Genomic DNA, 19,742 nt, shown 5'->3' with positions numbered 1-19,742 from the left:
GCACTCTCGGATTGGCGGGTGGAAAAATCTGGGTAACCTGCTCGCGGTCGGGTTCGAAGATCCAACCGTTCCTCAATCAAAGCGTCTTATGGCCACCCACTCCCACATCTGGAGATTCTTCCGTGCCGGCGGATTCGATCAGGTCAAGCTCGACACGGGCGCCGACCTGGCCCACCTCGACCAGCTCAACCAGAAACTCTGGGTCGCCCTCGCCTGTCCGGTGACCGGGGTCGAGTTCGACCGCCGGACCCTCGATCTGATTGACGCCGACAAGGACGGCCGGGTTCGGGCTCCCGAACTGCTCGCCGCCGTCCGCTGGGCTCTCGCGATGCTCAAGGATCCCGACGAACTGGTGAAGGGCGGCGACACCGTATCGCTCGGCGCGATCAACGACACCACGCCGGAGGGCCGGACGCTGCTGGAATCAGCCCGCCGCATTCTGGCGAGCCTCGACAAGAAGGACGCCGCGGCGATCTCGGTCGCCGACACCACGGACACCGCGCGCATCCTCGCGCAGACGGCCTTCAACGGGGATGGCATCATCGTTGAGGAGTCGGCATCGGATGAGGCGACACGGGCGGCACTGAAGGACCTGATCCAGTGCCTTGGATCGGTCACCGATCGCTCGGGGCGCCCCGGCGTTGACGAGGCGATGGTCGTCCGGTTTTTCGACGCGCTCACCGCGTACGAGGCGTGGATCGGCAAATCCGAGGCGGAGGCCGCCGCGGTATTGCCGCTGGGAGGGGACACCGGCGCGGCGGCGGACGCCCTGGAGGCGGTCCGGTGCAAGGTGGATGATTATTTCGGGCGCTGCCGGCTTGCCGCATTCGACTCCAGGGCGGCGGCGATCCTCAACCGCAAGGAGGAGGAATATCTCGCGGTTGCGGCGCAGGACCTGACCATTACCGCGTCCGAGATCCGCGGATTCCCTCTGGCCCAGGTGGCCGCCGGACGTCCCCTGCCGCTGAAGACCGCACTGAATCCCGCGTGGGCGGGGGCCATGGCCGCCTTCGATACGGCCGTGGTCCAGCCGTTGCTTGGCGCCCGGACGGAACTCACGGAATCCGACTGGGTCGCGCTGCAGGCCCGGCTCGCGCCGCACCTCCATTGGCGCTCGGAGAAGGCGGGAGCCGGGGTGGAGGGACTCGGGATTGCACGGGTTCGGGAGTTGCTGAGCTCCGGCGTCCGCACCGATCTGGAGGCGCTCATTGCCCGGGATCGCGACGAGGCCGCCAACGTGGAGGCCATTGCAGCGGTGGAGCGTCTCACCCGTTTCCATCGGGACCTCCACCTCCTGTGCACCAATTTCGTCAATTTCCGGGACTTCTACGACCGCAACAAGCCCGCCATCTTCCAGGCCGGCACGTTGTACCTCGACCAACGAAGCTGCGACCTGGTGCTCACCGTGGCCAACGCTGCCAAACACGCGGGCATGGCCCCGCTCGCCGGCAGCTATCTGGCCTACTTGGACTGCACGCGGACCGGGTCGGGCGAGAAGATGGAGATCGTGGCTGCCTTTACCGACGGCGATTCGGACAACCTGATGGTCGGGCGAAACGGTTTGTTCTACGATCGGAAGGGAAGAGACTGGGATGCGACAATCACGAAGATCGTGGACAACCCGATCAGCGTCCGCCAGGCGTTCTGGTCACCGTACAAGAAGCTCGCCCGATTCATTCAGGAGCAGGCGAGCAAACGGGCGGAGGCCGCGGACGCCGCAGCATCGGATAAGCTCACGGGTGCCGCAGTGAACGCGGGCAAGACCGTGGAGACCGGCAAGGCGGAGCCGCTGCCCAAGCCCAAGCTGGACACCGGCATGGTCACCGCACTGGCCATTGGCGCCTCTGGCATCGGCGGCATGATCGGCGGCATTGTCGGCGGGTTCGTGAACCTGGGCATCTGGATGCCGATCGGGGTTATCGCGATCCTGCTGCTGATTTCCGGTCCCTCCATGCTCCTCGCATGGCTGAAGCTCCGGACCCGAAATCTGGGACCGCTGCTTGACGCCAATGGCTGGGCGATCAACACCCGGGCGCGAATCAATGTGCCGTTTGGCGCCTCGCTGACCGGCGTTGCGACCCTGCCGCCGGGGTCCCAGCGCGACCTCAGCGACCCCTACGCCGAAAGGTCGAGCCCGTGGCCCCGGATCATCGCCGTTGCCGTGGTGCTCGTTGTCGCGTATCTGCTCCTCAACCATCAGGGATACATTCACCGGTGGACGGGCGGCCGCTGGGGTCAGGTCGCGCCCGAAGCCCCCGCCGCGCCCCCGGCGTCCCCGGCACCGGCGTCGGACGCTCCGCAGCCGTAGACCCAGTTGTCCGGTGGGAAGTGTTGCGGCGGCCTCCGCTTCGCACGATGAGACGGGAGCCTACGCCGCGGTCAGGGCCGCCCGGGGGTCGTGGGCCGACCCGGTCTTTTCCAGAAAGTAGTCGTAGCCGCCGGGGTACCCCCGAACCTGGCCCTGATGGATGTGCAGGACCTTGGTGGCCAGTCGCCGGATGAAGTGCACATCGTGGGAGATGAACACCAGGGTGCCCTCATAGCGCTCCAAAGCCAGGGTGAGGGATTCGACCGTGGTGATGTCAAGATGGGTGGTGGGCTCGTCCATCAGCAGGAGGTTGGGCGGGTCCACCAGGAACTTGACCAGGTTCAGCCGGCTCTTCTCGCCGCCGCTGAGCACGGTGGTGGGCTTGTAGATCTCCTCCTTGCGGAACATGAAGGACCCCAGGATTGCGCGGGCCTCGTCCTCCCGGAGCGCCGGCGCGCTGGCCAGGATCTCCTCCAGCACGTTCTTGTTCGGGTCGAGAGAATCCGCCCGGTGCTGGCTGAAGTAGCCGAGCTTGGCATTGTGGCCGAGGTCGCGTTCCCCGCGCTGGAACGAAACCACACCGGCGACGATTTTGAGCAGCGTGGATTTCCCCGCACCGTTCGGTCCCACCAGCACGGTGCGATCACCCCGCTCCACGGTGAGGTCGAGCCCCGCGTACACGGGGTGGTCGCCGTAGGCCATGTGGATGTCCCGGAGGGAAATCGCCCGCTGGCCGCCTCGGGGCGGGGGCGGGATCTGGAAGCGGAACGGCTTCCGGGGTGGCGTGGGCTTCTCGGTCCGCTCCATGCGCTCGATCTGTTTCAGCTTGGACATCGCCTGCGAGGCCTTGGAGGCCACGGACCGGAACCTGTCCGCGAACTCCTGAAGCGCCTGGATCTCCCTCTGCTGGTTTTTGTAAGCGGCCAGCTGCTGCTCGTAACGCTCCTCCCGCTGGCGGAGGTAGTCCGCGTAGTTGCCTGTGTAGGCCACCAGCGTCCGGTCCGCGATCTCGTGCACCCGGGTGATGATCTCGTCCATGAACTGGCGGTCGTGGGAGATCAGCAGCAGGGCACCGGAATAGTTCTTCAGGTAGTTCTGCAGCCAGAGCAGGGAGACCAGGTCCAAATGGTTGGTGGGTTCGTCCAGCAGCAGCAGGTCAGGCTCCATGACGAGCAGCCGGGCGAGATGGGCCCGCATCACCCAGCCGCCGCTCATCTCCCGCGCCGGACGGTCGAAGTCACTGTCCCGGTACCCGAGGCCCTTGAGCATCCGCTTCGCCCGGGCCTCGGCCTGCGGGTCGTTCAGGGCGTCGTGCTGGGCGTGGGCCTCCAGGTACTCCGGGGTGTCTACCGAGCCGGCTTGCTCCAGCGCACGCAGCCGCTGCTCCAGGGCGGGCAGCACTTGGGCGCGTCCGGTGGCCACCTCCAGCACGGTTTCCGCGCCGACCGCCTCGGCCTCCTGCGGGAGGTGGCCCACCATGGTCCACGCATCACGTTCCAGTGTTCCCTCGTCCGGGGCATGGCGCCCCAGGATCAGCGAGAAGAGCGTGGACTTCCCGGCCCCGTTCGGGCCGACGAGGGCGACGCGGTCGCCGTGGTTGATTTGCAGCGACGCGTTCTCAAACAGCGTGCGGCCGGCCACGGACATTTTCAGATCTCGGATGGATAGCATGGGGCAACCCGTTTGCGGCGCGAAGCAGTAGCCGAATCCGGACCCGGCGCCAGCCTCAAGATCAGGGAAGTACGGCCCGGGGGGGCTTGAGATCGTAAAGGATCCCGCTGGCGTGGACTCAGGACGGCTGCGCCGGGTGGTCGGCCGCGGGAAGTTCCCGCCATGGCACCTCGTACACGGGTACCGGTTGACGGAATCCCTTCACCGTGACCGGGTCGAGGGCGAGGCACCGGGCGGCAAGGTCCGGACGGTGCCGAACCAGCGCCTGGTAGGTGGCCTCGCCGATGATGATGCGTCCGCGTCCGGAGACGCCCTCCAGGCGGGACGCGAGGTTCACTTCCCGTCCGAAGACCGTGTAGTTGAGGATATGGCTGTCGCTGCCCATGAGGCCGACCGTCATGAATCCGGAATTGATGCCGGTGCCAAGGGCCAGGCGGGGCAGTTCGGGCAGCGGGGGGAGGCCCTCGGCCTCCCGGCGGACGTTCTCCAAACGGCGCCGCCCGTTCTCCGCATCCCGCTGCACATTGAGACGTTCCATGGCCTGCTGGGCTTCCACGGCGGCAGCGACGGCATCCACGGCATGCAGCGGATTCGGCGTGGGCGCGCCCCAGAAGGCCATGACGCAATCCCCGATGTATTTGTCGAGGGTGCCGCGGTGGGCCTTGATGACGTCGGCGATGGTGGCGAGGTAGAGGTTGACCGTCTGGAGCACTTCACTGGACTGCTGCTCGAAGTAGGCCTCGGCGGCGACGCCGGTGAGGCCCGTGGACCGTACATGATCCTCGGCTGCCACCTGGGCCTTGTCGGTCAATTCGGTGAATCCCCGCACGTCGGCAAAGAACACGGTGAGCTCCCGACGGGCGCCGCCGAGGCGGACGCGATCTGAGCGGAGCAGTTCCTGAACCACGTTGGGTGAAACGATCTTGGCGAATATGCCGCGCACCCGCTGGCGTTCATTCTGCTCGAAGACGCTGCGGTAGGTCAGCATGGCCGCATGGTTCAGCGCGAGACCGGCGATCAGCGGGTGCGCCAGCGGGAGCCAGAGCCGGTCGCGATTGAAGGCGACGAACGCCACGACCACCCAGGACGCAGCGACCCCGATGAGGATGAGACTGGCGGGCACGGTGGACAGCCGCCAGGTCAGGATGGATCCCAGCAGGGCGGCCACCAGAACGACCAGGTAGTCGCCCCACGGCGGGAGGAAATGCACGAACTGGCCGCGCAACAGGGAGTCGGCGACGTTCAAGTAGGTGCTGACCAGGAAATCCAGCGGCGCAATCGGAGTGGCGCCACGATCGGCAAGGTTGTTTCCGGTGGCGGTGGACCCGATCACCACCAGGTGGTTGGTCCACTCTGTGGGGCCGGAATTCTCCGGATCTGCAGAGCGCAGTACCGCATGCTGCACGAGGTTGATCAGTCCGGCGGCCGCGATCCGTGAGCGGTTGGTGCTCGTGGTGCTCCAGTTGATGAAAAATTGGTTGGCTTCGTTGACCGGCAGGGTGCGGACCGCACGCCCCCCGGCATCGCGGAAAACGACGCGTCCGGGCTCGACCTGTGCCATGTCAAGATCCAATCCCAGCCGCTGGGCCGCCAGGACCAGCCCCATGTTCCACACCCGGCGGTTCACGTGGACGGCGTCCGCCTCCAACGTGGCTCCCGGACGGGGGATTTGCACGGTGCCGTCAGGGCGGACAGGCCACTGGACTTCAATTTCCTGGACAGGATTCCATAGCCGGACGGCGTTGGAGCTCACGCCGACGACATCCAGCCCCTGGCGTCGTGCCTGTCCCTCGATGAGCGGGTGCAGGAAGCGGTGCGCTACAAAGGCGTTGACCCGCCGGGCGGTGCCATCCACATCCCTCGGAGAATCGGCGTCGCCAAGCATCGCCTGAAGCCGGAATGGGAATGCCGGCGGAAACTCCGCAATCGAGGCGAGGATGACATTCCCGGATTCCGCCAGCTCGGCGGCGAAGTATTCGTCGGAGGTCAGGTTCGTGAGTCCGGGGAAGGGAACCATGCCGTGGTCCGGACGCTCGTCGCCGAGCAGGATGTCCATCGCGACGGCCTCGGCGCCCTGGTCCCTCAGCTCCCTCAGAACCAGGCCGTAGACGTATCGGGGCCAAAGGGGGCCCACGGGCACTCCGAGGGTATCTCCTTTTTGGAGCTCGGCGATGCTGAGGTCGTCCAGAGCCACCAACCCCAGGCGGGGTGAGACCTCGGCACTGCGGTCCGCTGCGACGCGGGCCCTCCAGTCGTAGGTGATCAGTTCGATCCGCTGAAGCGGGTCAAATTTGCGAAACACCGGGCGCAGACCGCCGGGGCCACCGGTGCCGGGATGCTGTCGGTCGGCCCACCGGGTCAACGCCACGGTGCCCACGGCGACGCAGGCGCCAACGAGAGCCACCCACAGGGGAATCTGCCGCTGCCGCCGCGGGGACATGGGTGTCTCCCAAGAAAAAACCCAGGGCAACTTGCGTTGCCCTGGGTGATTAAAATCTAACCTCGATTCATCCCATCGCTCACTCGGCGGCGGAGACGGGGGTCACCGGAGAAAGATCCGGCGGGAACGGGGACACGTACACCACGGGGCGCTCGAGGAACGGCGTCGGCGGAGTGCCGGGCCCGACCGCGAAGGTTGGGGCGATCACGCCCGGAGGAATGGAAACCACTCCCGGGATGTTCGGGTCGAACATCTGGCCGGCGCACACGTTGTAGCGGGCCTCACGGCTGGTGACCGCATCCTGCACGACCACATCCACGCAACCATCGAACACCAGCACGGCCCCGTTGGCGTAGGTGGTGAACACAGTCCCGCGGATCGCGGCGGTACTGGTCGGGGTCTGGACGATGTAGCTGGACTGGTTGGACAGCCGGTTGACTTGGGAGTCAATCTTGCCGGCTTTCAGGCCGAGGCGGGTCTTGACGACCGTCTCGGGGCCGGCGGAGTCCACAGTCAGCTCGTCAATGGACAACTTGCTGTTTTCCAGAACCCGGGTGAAGCCGCCGTTGGCGCCGAGGTTCAGCAGGACCTCGGAGGCCGGGCCGGTGCTGATGACCGTGCCGGGGCCGATGACGTCACCCACACTGGCCGGTGCGGACCCGAGATAGACGATGCCGCTGACCTTCGCGACTTTTGCGCTGCCGGTCTGCGGTGCGGCAAGGACGAGGTTCGCGGCCAACGCCAAAACGGCACCGACGCACGCCACACGAGAAAAGCGTCCAAAATAGTTCATGTTGAAGCCCTTTGGAGAATGATAGTCGGACGGGACGCAGCCTAGGCAGGAGGGTCGAAAAGTCAACGCCTTAATTTCCTGGTTGGACTGCTGAAACGTTTGACGGCGTGGTTCTACCGGAGATTTGTCCCCGGGCGCCACAGGATTGTTCAGAAAAGTCCGTGGGCCCTCCGCCGGCCCCTCCATCGCCTGTTCTCCGCGGGGTACGTTGTCGTCGAGTTCCCGCTTGCCTCGAGCCGGCAGTTTTGGGACTTTTCCCCAGCGATGACGGGCTTTTCCCAAGGTGCGGCGGTGGGGTTCCGGGGCGTGGTGCCCCGGTCCATTATTGCGTCCCGGGCCGCCTGCCGTCGCTGAACGCGTTTTCACGATCGAAAGCCCCGTTCCGCGCCGCGGGACGGGGTTTTCGCTTTTTCACTTCAAGAACCAGAGACGTTTCCCATGTCCATGAACTCCAAAGTCGCCCTCTACGACACGACCCTTCGCGATGGCGCACAGGCGGAAGGCATCAACTTTTCCCTGAGCGACAAGCTGCGGATTGCCGAGAAGCTGGACCAGTTCGGCATTGGGTTCATCGAGGGCGGATGGCCGGGCTCCAATCCGAAGGACATGGAGTTTTTCCGCCAGGCACGCCGACGCCGCTGGAAGTCTGCGCGGATCGCCGCCTTCGGGTTTACGCGAAAGAAAGGGGTGCCCGTCGAGCGCGACGACCAGGTACGCCTGCTGTTGGAGGCCGAGACGCCCGTGATCACCATCGTGGGCAAGTCGTGGCGCCTTCATGTTGCGGAGGTGCTCCGCGTGTCGGCCGATGAGAATCTGGCCATGATTGCGGAAACCGTCCGGTACCTGAAGGACCAGGGTCGGTGCGTGGTGTACGACGCCGAACACAGCTTTGACGGTCATGCGGATGCGGCGGACTACGCGATGGCCACCTGGGAGGCGGCGGCGCGGGCTGGCGCCGACGTGGTCTGCCTCTGCGACACCAATGGCGGACGGTTGCCCGCCGAGGTGGGACGGGTCACCGCGCTGGCGGTGGCGCGACTGGGTACGGTTGTGGGCATTCATACGCACAACGATGCCGGCTTCGCCCTCGCCAACGCGGTGGCCGCCCTCGAGGCCGGCGCCACGCATGTCCAGGGGACCATCAATGGCTACGGGGAGCGCACGGGGAACTGCAACCTCGTCAGTGTCATCCCCACGCTGCATTTCAAGCTCAACCGCCCCTGCGTTCCGGCGCGATCACTGCCCAAGCTGAAGGAACTTTCCGAGTTTGTGGACGAGATCGCCAATGTCCGCCATGACCCGCGCCAGCCTTGGGTCGGTCAGACGGCCTTCGCCCACAAGGGGGGCATCCATGTCCATGCGATTGACCGGGTGGCCCGCAGCTACGAGCACATCCCCCCCGAGTTGGTGGGCAACCGGCGGCGGGTCCTGGTCAGTGACATGTCGGGGCGCACCAACATTCTGCTGAAGGCCGGCGAACTCGGCTTCCCGCTGGCGCCCGAGGCCCCGGAGGCCCGTGCGATCACCGCCCGGGTCAAGGAACTGGAATCGCAGGGCTTCGAATACGAGGCGGCCGAGGCATCGCTGGCCCTCCTGATCCGGGGCATCCTCGACGATAATCCCGGGCTTTTCTTCTCCATCAAGTCCTATCACGTCTCGATGCGCGGCGACGACGGCGGCTCCGTGTGCGAGGCGACGGTGAAGGTCCGCGTCGGGGACGTGGTCCATCACACGGTGGCCGACGGGGACGGGCCGGTGAATGCACTCGACAGTGCGCTGCGGTCGGCGCTCGCGCGCTCGTTTCCCCGGCTGCGAAAGGTGCGGCTCACCGATTACAAGGTGCGCATCCTGGACGGCGTCGAGGGCACGCGAGCCCGAACCCGCGTGTTGATCCAGTCCACCGACGGTCGTCGGGAGTGGGGTACGGTCGGCGTGAGCGAGAACATCATCACCGCGTCATTGAAGGCGCTGGAGGACTCCATGGAGTACGCGTTGCTGGATCACCGGCCGCGCGCGAACATTGCCGTCCGGCCGTGAAACGGGTGGTGTTCATCACCGGTAGTGACACCGGCGTGGGGAAGACGGTGCTGGCCGTGCTCCTGACGCGCCATCTCCGGCGGCGCGGCGAGGCGGTCCGGGCGGTCAAGCCCTTCTGTTCGGGGGGACTGGATGACGTGCGGGCCCTTCAGGCGGCCCAGGAAGGCGCCCTGGACCGGGAAGCGATCTGCCCCTGGGTGTTCCGCCGTCCACTGACGCCGCTTCTGGCGGCCCGGTGTGAAGGCCGCCGGGTGGAAATGGCCGCCGTGGTGCGCTTTCTCCGCCAGGCTGCCTCCGGTCACGGGACGCTACTGGTCGAGGGGGCGGGGGGACTGCTCAGTCCGTTGGGCGAAGGATTCTCGGCCCTGGATCTGATCCGGAGTCTCCGGGCCACCCCGGTCGTGGTGTGTCCCAACCGGCTGGGTGCGTTGAACCAGGCCCGGCTCGTGTTGGCGGCGCTGCCGGGGGCAATCGCTGCCCGGGCGCGATGCGTCCTGGTCGAGCCGCCCTGCCGCGACGCCGCCAGCCGCACCAACCCGGCGCTGCTCGGCGAGTGCATCGGCGCCGACCGGGTCATCGTCCTGCCCCGGTTCCGGGGTCCGGCGCCGCCCGAACCTGATTCCCGACTGGACCGCATTCTGGCGCGCATCCTGGCGCCGATCGTGCACGGGGCTTGCCCGGGTGGCGCCGTGGGGAAAGGCTGATCCGCATGCCCGGTGATGCCCGACAGGAGTGGATGGACGCCCTCGCGATGGCGATTGCGGAGGGCACCTTGATCAAGGTGAGCCTGGGGGCGCCCCGGAAGACGGATGCCGTCGCGCGCCGGCTGCTGGCGCGTCCCGTGCTGCTGCGTGACGGCCCGCGCCTGCAGATGGTCTGGAGCCTGCCGACGCATGATGTCACCCGGAATTTGGAGCCGGACGAGGGGGTGCAGCGGCTTGGGGAGCTGCTCGGCACGGAATTCTGCGTGGCCAACCTGTTCACCACACGGCGGACGGCCCAGCTTGAATTTCGCAAGGGACGTGCGGGACGGGTGCTGTATTCCCCCGCACTGGCCCCGGAGGTCCCAACCCAGGCGCACGACCGGGTCAAGGCGCGCACCGTACCGGCGGACCGCCCATGGCTTCGCGCCCTGGGGGTGACCACGGCGGAAGGGACGGTGTGCCGTGGACAGGAATCAAAATACCGGCAAATCCACCGGTTCATCGAACTGCTGGATCCGTTGCTCGTGGAGGCGGGACTTCTGCGGGGGGGTGCGGCGGCCTTGGAGGGCGACCTCCGGGACCCGCCCCTCCGCGTGTGGGACATGGGGTGCGGAAAGGGGCACCTGACCTTTGCGCTTCACGAACACCTCCGGTCGCGGTCCGCGCGGCCGGTACGCACCTTTGGAGTGGAGGCCCGGGCCTCGCTGGTGGCTGGAGCCAACCGCGCGGCGCTCGAGAGTGGATGCGACGGTCTGGAGTTCCTGCCCGGGACCATTGCCGAGGCCCCCCGGGAGGCGATGGACGTGCTGGTGGCGCTGCACGCCTGCGACACGGCGACTGATGACGCCCTGGCCGCCGGCATTTTGGCCGATGCCGCGCTGCTCGTGGTCTCGCCCTGCTGTCACCGCGAGGTGCAGGTTCAGCTGACGGCGCCCGCCATTTTTGCGGGGGCGCTCCGCCATGGGATCCTGAACAGCCGCATGGCGGAGATTGTTACCGACGCGTTGCGAGCCGGACTGCTGGAATGGGCCGGACGCGATCCGCGGGTTTTCGAGTTCATCTCTCCGGAACATACTGCAAAGAACCTGATGATCGCCGCCGTGCGGCATTCCAATACGGATCCCGGGGCCGCCGCCCGGCGGGTGCGGGAACTGGCCGCCGCCTTCGGCATCCGCCACCAGCATCTCGCCGCATCCATCGGATTTCCCCTGGGGTCTCCGGCATGACTCCCTTTCCCGACGGGCCCGCACTGGAGCGGCTCCGCTCCATCTTCCTCGGACGCGAGCGGGTCCGGGGGCCGTACTGGAGGCACCGGGCGGATCTGAAGGCGTATGACGCCACCTTTGGCGAGCGAATCGGGTGGAAGTGGGACGCGGTTCTCGGGGAGTTGACGGCGCGTGGATGGCGCTTGCCGCCGGGACCGCTGCTGGACTTCGGCTGTGGCAGCGGGATCGCGGGCCGCCGGGTCCTTGCCGCGTTCGGCGTGTCCGCGGACACCACCCTGTGGGTGCATGATCGCTCCCGGCCGGCCGTGGAATTTGCCTGCGCGGCGGCTTCGGATGCGTTCCCCGGCGTTCGGGTCGGCCCCGTGCCGGCATCCGTGCTGACCGGCCCTGAGGCCCCGGGAACGTTGGTCGTGAGCCATGTTCTCAACGAGCTGCCTGCAGGGGAGCGGCGTCGCCTCCTGGCGCTGGCCCGGCGTGTGGAGGTCGTGCTCTGGGTGGAGCCTGGAACCCATGCGGACAGCCGGGGATTGATTGCCGCACGGGAGGCGCTTCGGGAACATTTCCGCATTATCAGTCCGTGCCCGCACGGCGGCCCGTGCGGGATGACCACGCCGGGGAACGAGCGCCACTGGTGCCACTTTTTTGCGAGGCCGCCGTCGGCCGTTTTCTCGGATCCGCAGTGGGCCGCCTTTGCGCGCTGTCTTGGGGTGGACCTCCGCAGCCTGCCGTTCAGTCATCTGGTGTTGGATCGCCGGCCCGGGGTCCACCCTGAGGCCGGCTGGAGCCGCCTTGTGGGGGCGCCAAGACGTCACAAGGGATTCAGCCGGATCTTCACCTGTGACGCAGGGGGTGTCCGGGAATTGCGCCTGTCGGCGCGGGGTTTCCAGGAAACCCTCGACCGGATCGAAGCGGCCGACGGTCTGCAACGGGTGCGATGGAAGGTCGAAGGCGACTCGGTGGTGGCCGTGGAGGCGCTGGAGGGCGGCGGACTCCAGCGCGGTCCGGGACCCGCGGCGGCGGATGCCGGGGCGTGAGGCAACGGATTCCATTGCGTGTGCGGGCCTCGCTCCGGAAAGTCCGCGGTCCTCGGCCATGAAGATCACGTTTCTGGGTGCGACCCGAACCACGACGGGCTCGATGTACCTCATCGAGGTGAACGAGCATCGTCTGCTCCTGGAGTGCGGTCTCTTCCAGGGGCGGCGCGGCGAATCCATCGAACGGAACTGCTGCTTCCCCTTCGACCCTGCGCGTATTGACGCCGTCGTTTTGAGCCACGCGCACATGGATCACTGTGGCAACCTGCCCAATCTCCACCGGCAGGGCTTTCGCGGGAACATCTACTGCACCTTCGCGACGCGCGACCTCGCCTCCATCCTCCTCGAGGATTCGGCGCACATCCAGATCGCCGATACCGAGTTCGTCAACAAGTTGCGGGCGCGGCGGGGCGAACCGCCGGTCACTCCCCTGTATTCGGTCACGGATGCCGAGCGGACCGTCCGTCAGTTCGTCTCGGTGGGCTACGACCGCCCGATCCCGGTGGGCGACGGCGTAACCGCGACGTTTGTGGACGCGGGCCACATTCTCGGCTCGGCGCAGGTCGTGCTGGACGTTCGGGAGGGCTCGCGGCGCTTCCGGTATCTGTTCAGCGGTGATGTCGGGCGCGGAGACGACCCCATCCTGAGAGATCCGGTTCCGGTGGAGGGGGTGGATTTCCTCCAGGTGGAGAGCACCTATGGCGGACGTGATCACGAGCCGCGCGCGGACGAAGAGGCCCTGTTCCAGCCCGCGATGGAAACGCTGATGGCGGGCGGCAAGGTCATTGTGCCGGCATTTGCGGTGGGCCGGACCCAGCAACTGGTCGTGCGCCTCAAGCGATTTTTCGCGCGGGAGAAGGCCCCGATCTTTCCCGTCTATGTGGACAGCCCGCTGGCGGTCAACGCCACCGAAGTCCACCGGTTGCATCCGGAATGCTTCAACGAGGCGATGTACGCGCGGCTCCGGGAGGAGGGACAACCGTTCGAGATGAAGCATCTCACGTACATCCGCAGTCCGGACCATTCCAAGCAGCTCAATGACCTGCCGGGGCCGATGATCATCATCAGCGCGTCCGGCATGGCCGAGGCGGGGCGGGTGCGGCATCACCTGCGCAACAACCTGGGAGATCCACGCAATCTGGTGCTCTTTGTCGGCCACTGCGCTGACCACACCCTGGGCGCCCAACTCCGGGCGGGCCGGTCTCCGGTGAACATTTTTGGCGAACCGGTCGAGGTGCGTGCCCGCGTGGCGGCGGTGGACTTTCTCTCGGGCCATGCCGACCGGGGGGAACTGGCGGCGTATGTCGGACGAATCCGGGGATCCCTCCAGAGGATCTTCGTGGTTCACGGGGAGGAATCCCAATCCCTCGCCTTTGGCGAAACCCTGAGGCAACTGCTTCCCCGGGCCGACGTGGTCGTTCCGGAGCCCGGTTCATCGGAGTCCGTGTAAGGAGTCCAACGGGGTTGGACGCAGAGAGCCCCGGCATGCCGGTACAGGATTTCGGCTGGCGATCGGCGGCCCGCGGGGGCAACTTCCATCAGGGTTTGGTGTTTCAGACTCTGCCTATGCCGGTTCCCACGCCATCTTCGTTGGCCCGAATTGCCGGGTTGCTGGCGGCGTTTGCCGTCGTTCCAACGGTGGGAGCGATCAACGCCGGATCTCCGGACAATCCCTACGGGGTCATCACCAACCGAAATGCATTCGGGATCCGTCCGCCTCCCGAGCCGGATCAGACCCCGCCGCCCCCGCCGCCCCCGGCTCCACCGCCGAATGTGTTTCTGACGGGCGTTTCGCACGAGCGGGGCATCAAAAAGGCCTACTTTGTGGTCAATCGCCCCGGAGCCAAGAGTCCGGATTACGAGACGGCGCGGGAGGGTGAAGAGATCCAGGATCTGAAGGTTCAGGAGATTCTGCCGCGAGAGGGCAAGGTCCGGGTCCTGGTCGGAGGCCGCGAAGTGGTGCTGAATTTCAAGGACAATGGAATGAAGAGCGCCGCGGGAGCGGTGCCGGTCCAGGCACCCGGTGGGCGCCCGGGCACGCCGACCCCGCAGCCGGTGGCTCCTGTGCCCCAGCCGGCAGCCCAATCGGGGCCGGTGGTTATCGGTCGGGGCGGTGTAAACCTGAGCGATCCCGGTCTTGCCGCGGCACCAGCGGTCTTCCCGGGGGCCGTGGCGGCGGGGCAGCAAGGGGGCATTCCTGTCCAAATGCCGGCGATGGACCCCGGGACGGTCACCGCGCCCCGGACGCTGCCGGCGCGGGCCTTGTCACGTGGGGCTCCGATCCTGAACCAGGAACCGTCGGCGGCCGGGATTCCGGAAACGGGTGGAGTCGTCGGCAGTGGTGGTGTTCCCATCCCGGTTCCGCCCCCGTCCCGATTTGCGCCCTGATTCTGAAGCCGGAAGACCTCTGGATCACCGAATCCCGCTTCAAAACCCCCGTCCCGATTCCGATTCAAGATTCTGAAGAAAATTTGGTTGACGCTCGGGGCCACCTTCTGGAACCTCTCTCTCACACACGGAAACCATCTGGTCTCTCATGAACAAAAACATCCTCGCACTCTCCGCTGCTGCTGTGGCGCTGGCCTCCACGGCCACGGCGGCGGTCAGCTCCAACATCGTCGGGTACGTCAAGTTGAACCTCAAGAGCGGTCTCAACCTGGTCACCAACCCGCTGGACAACACGGCGGCCAACGGCAACAACGTCAGCACCATCTTCGGCGGGATTGACTGCTCCATCCTCCGGTGGACTGGCAGCGGTTTCGTCGGCACGGATATCCTGGCCGGTGTGGGCGTCGTCGGTGGCGACGACTTCGCATTGGTTCCCGGCATGGGCGTGTTTGTGGACGTCGGGGCTGACACCTCGGTCACCACGGTGGGTGATGCCTTGATCGGCACCCAGGCCACCGCGCTGGTCGTGGGCAACAACTTCGTGTCCTCGAAGATCCCCATCGCTGGCACGGCGACCGAACTGGGCCTCACCCCTCCGGACGGCTCCACCGTTCTGACCTGGACGGGCACCGGTTACACGGCGTTCGATACCCTCGGCGACGGCATCTGGCCGGTGGGCGAGCCCAGCTTCACCGTCGGTCAGGGCTTCGTGGTGCAGACCACCGAGGCGTTCACCTGGACCAAGACCTTCACCGTTCAGTAAGCTGACGGTCGCCAGTTCTCCTCCAACGACTGCTTCCAACGACAACCATGAATAAAATCCTGTTGACCATCATCGGCTTGGCCGCCGGGCTGTCCGCCCTCGCCCAAGGAACCGTCAACCTCAACAACAACTTCACTCCGCCGGGAGGTACTGCCCGTGCCTTCATCTTGGGCGTGGGCGGCGCTCCGCTCGCCAAGGCTCTTGGTCAGGTTGAAGTCCTGTCCGGGGAATCTGTCATCGCCTCTGGCGGCCTTGGAGCCGACGGACTGTTCTTCCTGGGTGTGACGGACATTCCGACGACGTCCATCACCATCCGCGCATGGGACACCTCCTCCGGTGCGAGTTATGCCAGTGCGCTGATCAAGAATGAGGCGCTCGTCACCCTGACTCAGTTCGGTGGCGGTGCCACGCCTCCTCCGGCGCTCGGCGTTGCTGGGAACTTCACCGGCCTCCAGCTGGAAGTGATTCCCGAGCCCTCCACGGTGGCGCTGGCTGCCTTGGGTCTGGTTGGCCTGTTCTTCGTGGCCCGCCGCAAGTAAGCGGCCCTTTGCTCTCAAGCCGTCCCGGGTTCCGGGACGGCTTTTTTGTTTTCAGGAATTCCCCGTTTGACTCCAATTACCGGTTCCGCACCATCCAACGGTCTGGCGCGTTCGTCTATCGGCTAGGACACGGCCCTCTCAAGGCTGAAAGACGGGTTCGATTCCCGTACGCGCTACCAGCCCGGGAATTCTCGCGGAGGAGTCCGGTTTCTTCTGTTCGCTGGATGGAGTTGATTCGGAAGCACCTCGCCGTCGTCTCCCTCGTTCTCATTGGAACGGTGGCCTCATTTCCTTCCAGTGGGGAGGTCTCCGACCGATCCCGTCTTGCGCTGGAGGCGCTGCTGCGGATGGAGAACAAGGACTTGGATGGAAACCCGGCACTCCGTCAGGCCGTTCACCGGTTGGCATCCCAGATTGGATCCGAGCCCGAACTGGTCGGACTTGTGGCTGCATTCCGGCTGGAAGGTATGCACTCGAATCTGCTGGCGGTTGCCGTGCGACACCCCTCCGCCCCCGAGGCCGGAGAAGCGGTTCGGTGGATTCTGGACGGGGGCGATGTCCGACAACTGAATGTGGCGTTGAACGGCGATGATGCCACTGCGATGGCCCTGCTCCAGGCGATGGCATCCGCCGGAGACGCCCGCTGTGCAGAGCCCGCATTCGGACTGATTGAGGATGCCGCCCGCTCCGAGGAGACCCGTCGGGCGGCAATTCGAGTCCTGGTTTCCAGCCCGGCGGGGGCGTCTAAGCTCTTGGACCTCCTCGTGGAAAATGCCCTGCCGGACTCGCTGGCGAAGGAGGCGGAATCTGCGCTGTACGCTTCGCGCCTCCCGGGAGTTCGCGATGCGCTGGTGGCCCTGAGGCCGGGGAAGTCCCCGGCCGGGAGGCGTCCATTGCCTCCGATGGGGGAGTTGCTGGCAATGCGGGGGGATGCGACGCGTGGCCGCGAGCTGTTTCGCCGGTCCGACGTGGCGTGTAGCGCCTGCCATCAGGTGGGCGACGACGGCGTGGATTTTGGACCGAAACTCACCGGGATCGGCTCAAAGCTGGCCCGGGAGGCGCTGATTGCGGCGATTCTGGAACCCAGCAGCGGCATCTCTTTTGGGTTCGAAGCATGGCAGATCACGCGGACGGATGGAGAGGAGTACCTCGGCCTGATCGCCAGTGAGTCGGCGGATGAACTCCTTCTCAAACTTCCGGGGCAACCGGTGGTGGCGATCCAAAAGGAGGACATTGCGTCCCGTGAACAGCAGACGCTTTCCATCATGCCAGCGGGGCTGGAGGAGCAACTATCCGCCGAAGAATTTGCCGACCTCATCGAGTACTTGGCCTCGCTCAGGTCAGAGTCACCTTGAACCGGACGGACCCTTGAGCGCTGCCAGAGAGAGTTGTCCTGGGGCGTTTGGCGGCACCGCGGATGGGCTTGGGGGGTCCTGGAGGCGGGATCGCGCTTCCCCGCAGTCACCCATCCGTTGAAGCTCCGTCTGTGGTTGCCCGGGTCATGCTCGATCTCGCGATCGGACGGGAGTTTGATTACTCGATCCCTGAAGCGATGTCCGGGAGGCTGGTCGTGGGCTCCCGTGTCCGGGTGCCGTTTGGCCACGGATCGAGACTTGGTGTCGTGACCGGTGTGGTGGAGTCTTCCGACCACGATTCCCTCAAGGCGATCTCCAAGCTCATCGGAGAACAGAGCCTGCTGACCCCGAAGGTGCTGGATCTCGCCCGCTGGCTCGCGGGCTACTACTGCTGCCCGGTCGAGACGGCGCTCAAAAGCGTGCTCCCTGAGGCGGTGCGGCGGGAGGAGGCCGGATGGCGTGAACGATTGCATGTGCACGCCATGCCCGTCTCCGGGATGGAGCTGCCCGCGCTGACGCCCCGTCAGCAACTGGTTTGGAACATTCTGGAAGAATGGAGGGAATTGCCGCTCCAGGAACTGGTCCGTCTGGCTGGCACCACCGCGGAAACGGTCCGCAAGCTGGAGGACAAGGGGTATGCCCTCGTGGCTGCCCGTCGCGAAGAGCGTGACCCCTATGCCCACGAGCGGTTCATTCCCACGACGCCGTTGACGCCCAACGAGGAGCAGGCTGCAGCGCTGGCCGCGATCCGGAATGCCATTGACGTCGGAGACTCCGCCGGTCCGGGACCCGCTCCCCGGGTCTTTCTGCTTCACGGCGTCACCGGGTCCGGAAAGACCGAGGTCTACCTGCAGGCATTGGCGGAAACTCTGGCGCGGGGGCGCGGCGGCATCGTGCTGGTGCCGGAAATTTCGCTCACACCCCAGACGGTGGAACGTTTCAAGGCCCGGTTCTCCGGCGGACCCCACCGCACCCTGGTGGCGGTGCTTCATTCCCGGTTGAGCGCAGGTGAGCGGCACGATGAATGGCACAAGATCCGGGCCGGCAGGGCCCGGATCGTGATCGGGGCGCGGTCTGCGGTGTTTGCCCCGGTGGATCCGCTCGGATTGCTCATCGTGGACGAGGAACATGAGCATTCCTACAAGCAGGAGGAGTCGCCCCGGTATCACGCCCGGGATGTCGCTGTCGTGCGCGGACAACGCGAAGGGGCCACCGTGGTCCTGGGATCGGCGACACCCTCGATGGAGAGCTATCACAACGCTCGTCGCGGGAAGTACGTCCTGTTGGAGCTGCTGCGGCGCGTCACCGACACCCGTTTGCCGGTGGTCCGCGTGGTGGATCTGCGCATGGAACGGCGGTCGGGACGAGGCGGCGGGCCTCCGGTCTTTTCGGTGCCCCTGCGCGAGGCAATCCATCAGCGCCTCGAACGGGGCGAGCAGACGATTCTGTTCCTGAACCGGCGTGGATTCTCCTCCTCGCTCCAGTGCGACCAGTGCGGATACGTCGCCGGTTGCCCCAACTGCAGCGTCTCGCTCACCTACCATCGCCAGGCTGGCGAAATCCGGTGCCACATCTGCGGCCACGCGGCACCCGTGCCCTCCGCCTGCCCGCAATGCGCCAATCCCCGCATCCGGTTCTCCGGCCTCGGCACGGAACGCGTGGAGGATGCCCTCCGCAAGCTGTTCCCGAAGGCCCGGGTGAGCCGGATGGACACGGACACGCTCAAGCGCAAGGACGACTACCGCCGGGTGCTGACGGAGTTCCGAACCGGTCGCATGGATGTGCTGGTGGGTACCCAGATGATCGCCAAGGGACTGCACTTCCCGAACGTCACGCTGGTCGGGATCATTCATGCCGATCTCGCACTGCACCTGCCGGACTTCCGGGCTGGCGAACGCACGTTCCAGTTGCTCACCCAGGTGAGCGGTCGCGCGGGACGCGGGGATGTCGAGGGCGAGGTCTTTGTCCAGACGTTCACACCCTTCCATCCGGCCATCCAGTTTGCCCGCCGCCACGACTATGAGGGGTTCTACGATCAGGAGCTCGAATTCCGGCAGTCGTTGCGCTATCCGCCTGTGGCCCGCGTGGTCCTGATCACGTTCAAGGGACGCAACGACGACAAGGTGCGCCTGGCCGCGGACCACGTGGCCAAACAGCTGTCTGCGCGGCTCAAGGACTGGCGCGATCTGATTCTCGCAGGACCGGCGCCGGCACCGCTCATGCGGGCGGAAACCCTGTACCGCCATCAGATCATGATGCGGACCCGTTCGATGGCGCGGTTGAGCGGCGAACTTGCCGCGCTGCGCGCCGGGCTGACGCTGCCGGAGGATGTCCAGATGGGCATTGACGTGGACCCGGTGGACCTGTCCTGAACACAAAAGTTTTTGCCGTCCGCAAGTTTTCTCACCCCAAGTGGACTGGCAGACTCAGACCGTTGTCGTGTCCTCTACGCCACAGCCCAACGCATCACGGTCCATCAGCCGC

14 protein-coding genes and 1 tRNA gene are annotated in these 19,742 nt (G+C 66.1%); 12 read left to right on the top strand and 3 right to left on the bottom strand.

All coding sequences use genetic code 11. The annotated features are described in order from the left end of the window. Positions 1 to 88 precede the first annotated feature (88 nt). Complete coding sequence (locus KF791_07890; protein MBX3732500.1) at positions 89 to 2,308, top strand: hypothetical protein; 2,220 nt, start codon at positions 89 to 91, stop codon at positions 2,306 to 2,308. A 60-nt stretch (positions 2,309 to 2,368) separates the two neighbouring features. Here the strand turns inward: KF791_07890 and KF791_07885 are convergent, their stop codons facing one another. The 3 genes from KF791_07885 to KF791_07875 all read right to left on the bottom strand — a co-directional run bounded on the left by KF791_07885 (position 2,369) and on the right by KF791_07875 (position 7,212). Next, on the bottom strand, positions 2,369 to 3,979 hold the full coding sequence (locus KF791_07885) for an ABC-F family ATP-binding cassette domain-containing protein (protein MBX3732499.1): 1,611 nt from the start codon (positions 3,977 to 3,979) through the stop codon (positions 2,369 to 2,371). A 118-nt stretch (positions 3,980 to 4,097) separates the two neighbouring features. Next, complete coding sequence (locus KF791_07880) at positions 4,098 to 6,419, bottom strand: adenylate/guanylate cyclase domain-containing protein (GenBank protein MBX3732498.1); 2,322 nt, start codon at positions 6,417 to 6,419, stop codon at positions 4,098 to 4,100. 79 nt (positions 6,420 to 6,498) lie between these two features. After that, on the bottom strand, positions 6,499 to 7,212 hold the full coding sequence (locus KF791_07875; protein ID MBX3732497.1) for a FecR domain-containing protein: 714 nt from the start codon (positions 7,210 to 7,212) through the stop codon (positions 6,499 to 6,501). Positions 7,213 to 7,650: 438 nt separating this feature from the next. On the opposite strand from KF791_07875, the gene cimA reads away from it, so the two are divergent. The 11 genes from cimA to priA all read left to right on the top strand — a co-directional run bounded on the left by cimA (position 7,651) and on the right by priA (position 19,630). Beyond that, positions 7,651 to 9,249, top strand: a complete 1,599-nt coding sequence (gene cimA, locus KF791_07870; protein MBX3732496.1) for a citramalate synthase — start codon at positions 7,651 to 7,653, stop codon at positions 9,247 to 9,249. Further along, on the top strand, positions 9,246 to 9,953 hold the full coding sequence (gene bioD / locus KF791_07865) for a dethiobiotin synthase (protein ID MBX3732495.1): 708 nt from the start codon (positions 9,246 to 9,248) through the stop codon (positions 9,951 to 9,953). The genes cimA and bioD overlap by 4 nt, the downstream gene beginning before the upstream one ends. Positions 9,954 to 9,958: 5 nt before the next feature. Next, on the top strand, positions 9,959 to 11,179 hold the full coding sequence (locus KF791_07860; GenBank protein ID MBX3732494.1) for an SAM-dependent methyltransferase: 1,221 nt from the start codon (positions 9,959 to 9,961) through the stop codon (positions 11,177 to 11,179). After that, positions 11,176 to 12,213, top strand: a complete 1,038-nt coding sequence (locus KF791_07855) for a hypothetical protein (protein MBX3732493.1) — start codon at positions 11,176 to 11,178, stop codon at positions 12,211 to 12,213. Before KF791_07860 ends, KF791_07855 begins: the two co-directional genes overlap by 4 nt. Positions 12,214 to 12,316: 103 nt before the next feature. Then, positions 12,317 to 13,663, top strand: a complete 1,347-nt coding sequence (locus tag KF791_07850; GenBank protein ID MBX3732492.1) for an MBL fold metallo-hydrolase — start codon at positions 12,317 to 12,319, stop codon at positions 13,661 to 13,663. 116 nt (positions 13,664 to 13,779) lie between these two features. Beyond that, positions 13,780 to 14,601, top strand: a complete 822-nt coding sequence (locus KF791_07845) for a hypothetical protein (protein MBX3732491.1) — start codon at positions 13,780 to 13,782, stop codon at positions 14,599 to 14,601. Positions 14,602 to 14,749: 148 nt separating this feature from the next. Continuing rightward, positions 14,750 to 15,364, top strand: coding sequence for a hypothetical protein (locus KF791_07840; protein MBX3732490.1), 615 nt, complete (start codon positions 14,750 to 14,752; stop codon positions 15,362 to 15,364). 47 nt (positions 15,365 to 15,411) lie between these two features. Beyond that, positions 15,412 to 15,903 (top strand): PEP-CTERM sorting domain-containing protein, encoded by a 492-nt coding sequence (locus tag KF791_07835; GenBank protein MBX3732489.1) that lies wholly within the window; start codon positions 15,412 to 15,414, stop codon positions 15,901 to 15,903. Positions 15,904 to 16,007: 104 nt separating this feature from the next. Further along, positions 16,008 to 16,082: transfer RNA gene (locus tag KF791_07830), tRNA-Glu, on the top strand. 45 nt (positions 16,083 to 16,127) lie between these two features. Next, the gene (locus tag KF791_07825; GenBank protein ID MBX3732488.1) at positions 16,128 to 17,258 is read left to right on the top strand and encodes a c-type cytochrome; all 1,131 of its coding nucleotides are present in this window, start codon (positions 16,128 to 16,130) and stop codon (positions 17,256 to 17,258) included. Positions 17,259 to 17,320: 62 nt separating this feature from the next. Further along, positions 17,321 to 19,630 (top strand): primosomal protein N', encoded by a 2,310-nt coding sequence (gene priA, locus KF791_07820; GenBank protein ID MBX3732487.1) that lies wholly within the window; start codon positions 17,321 to 17,323, stop codon positions 19,628 to 19,630. Positions 19,631 to 19,742 lie beyond the last annotated feature (112 nt).

It is taken from the genome of Verrucomicrobiia bacterium (assembly GCA_019634635.1).
GTDB lineage: Bacteria > Verrucomicrobiota > Verrucomicrobiia > Limisphaerales > UBA9464 > UBA9464.
This window is presented reverse-complemented; position numbering and strand designations above follow the sequence as displayed.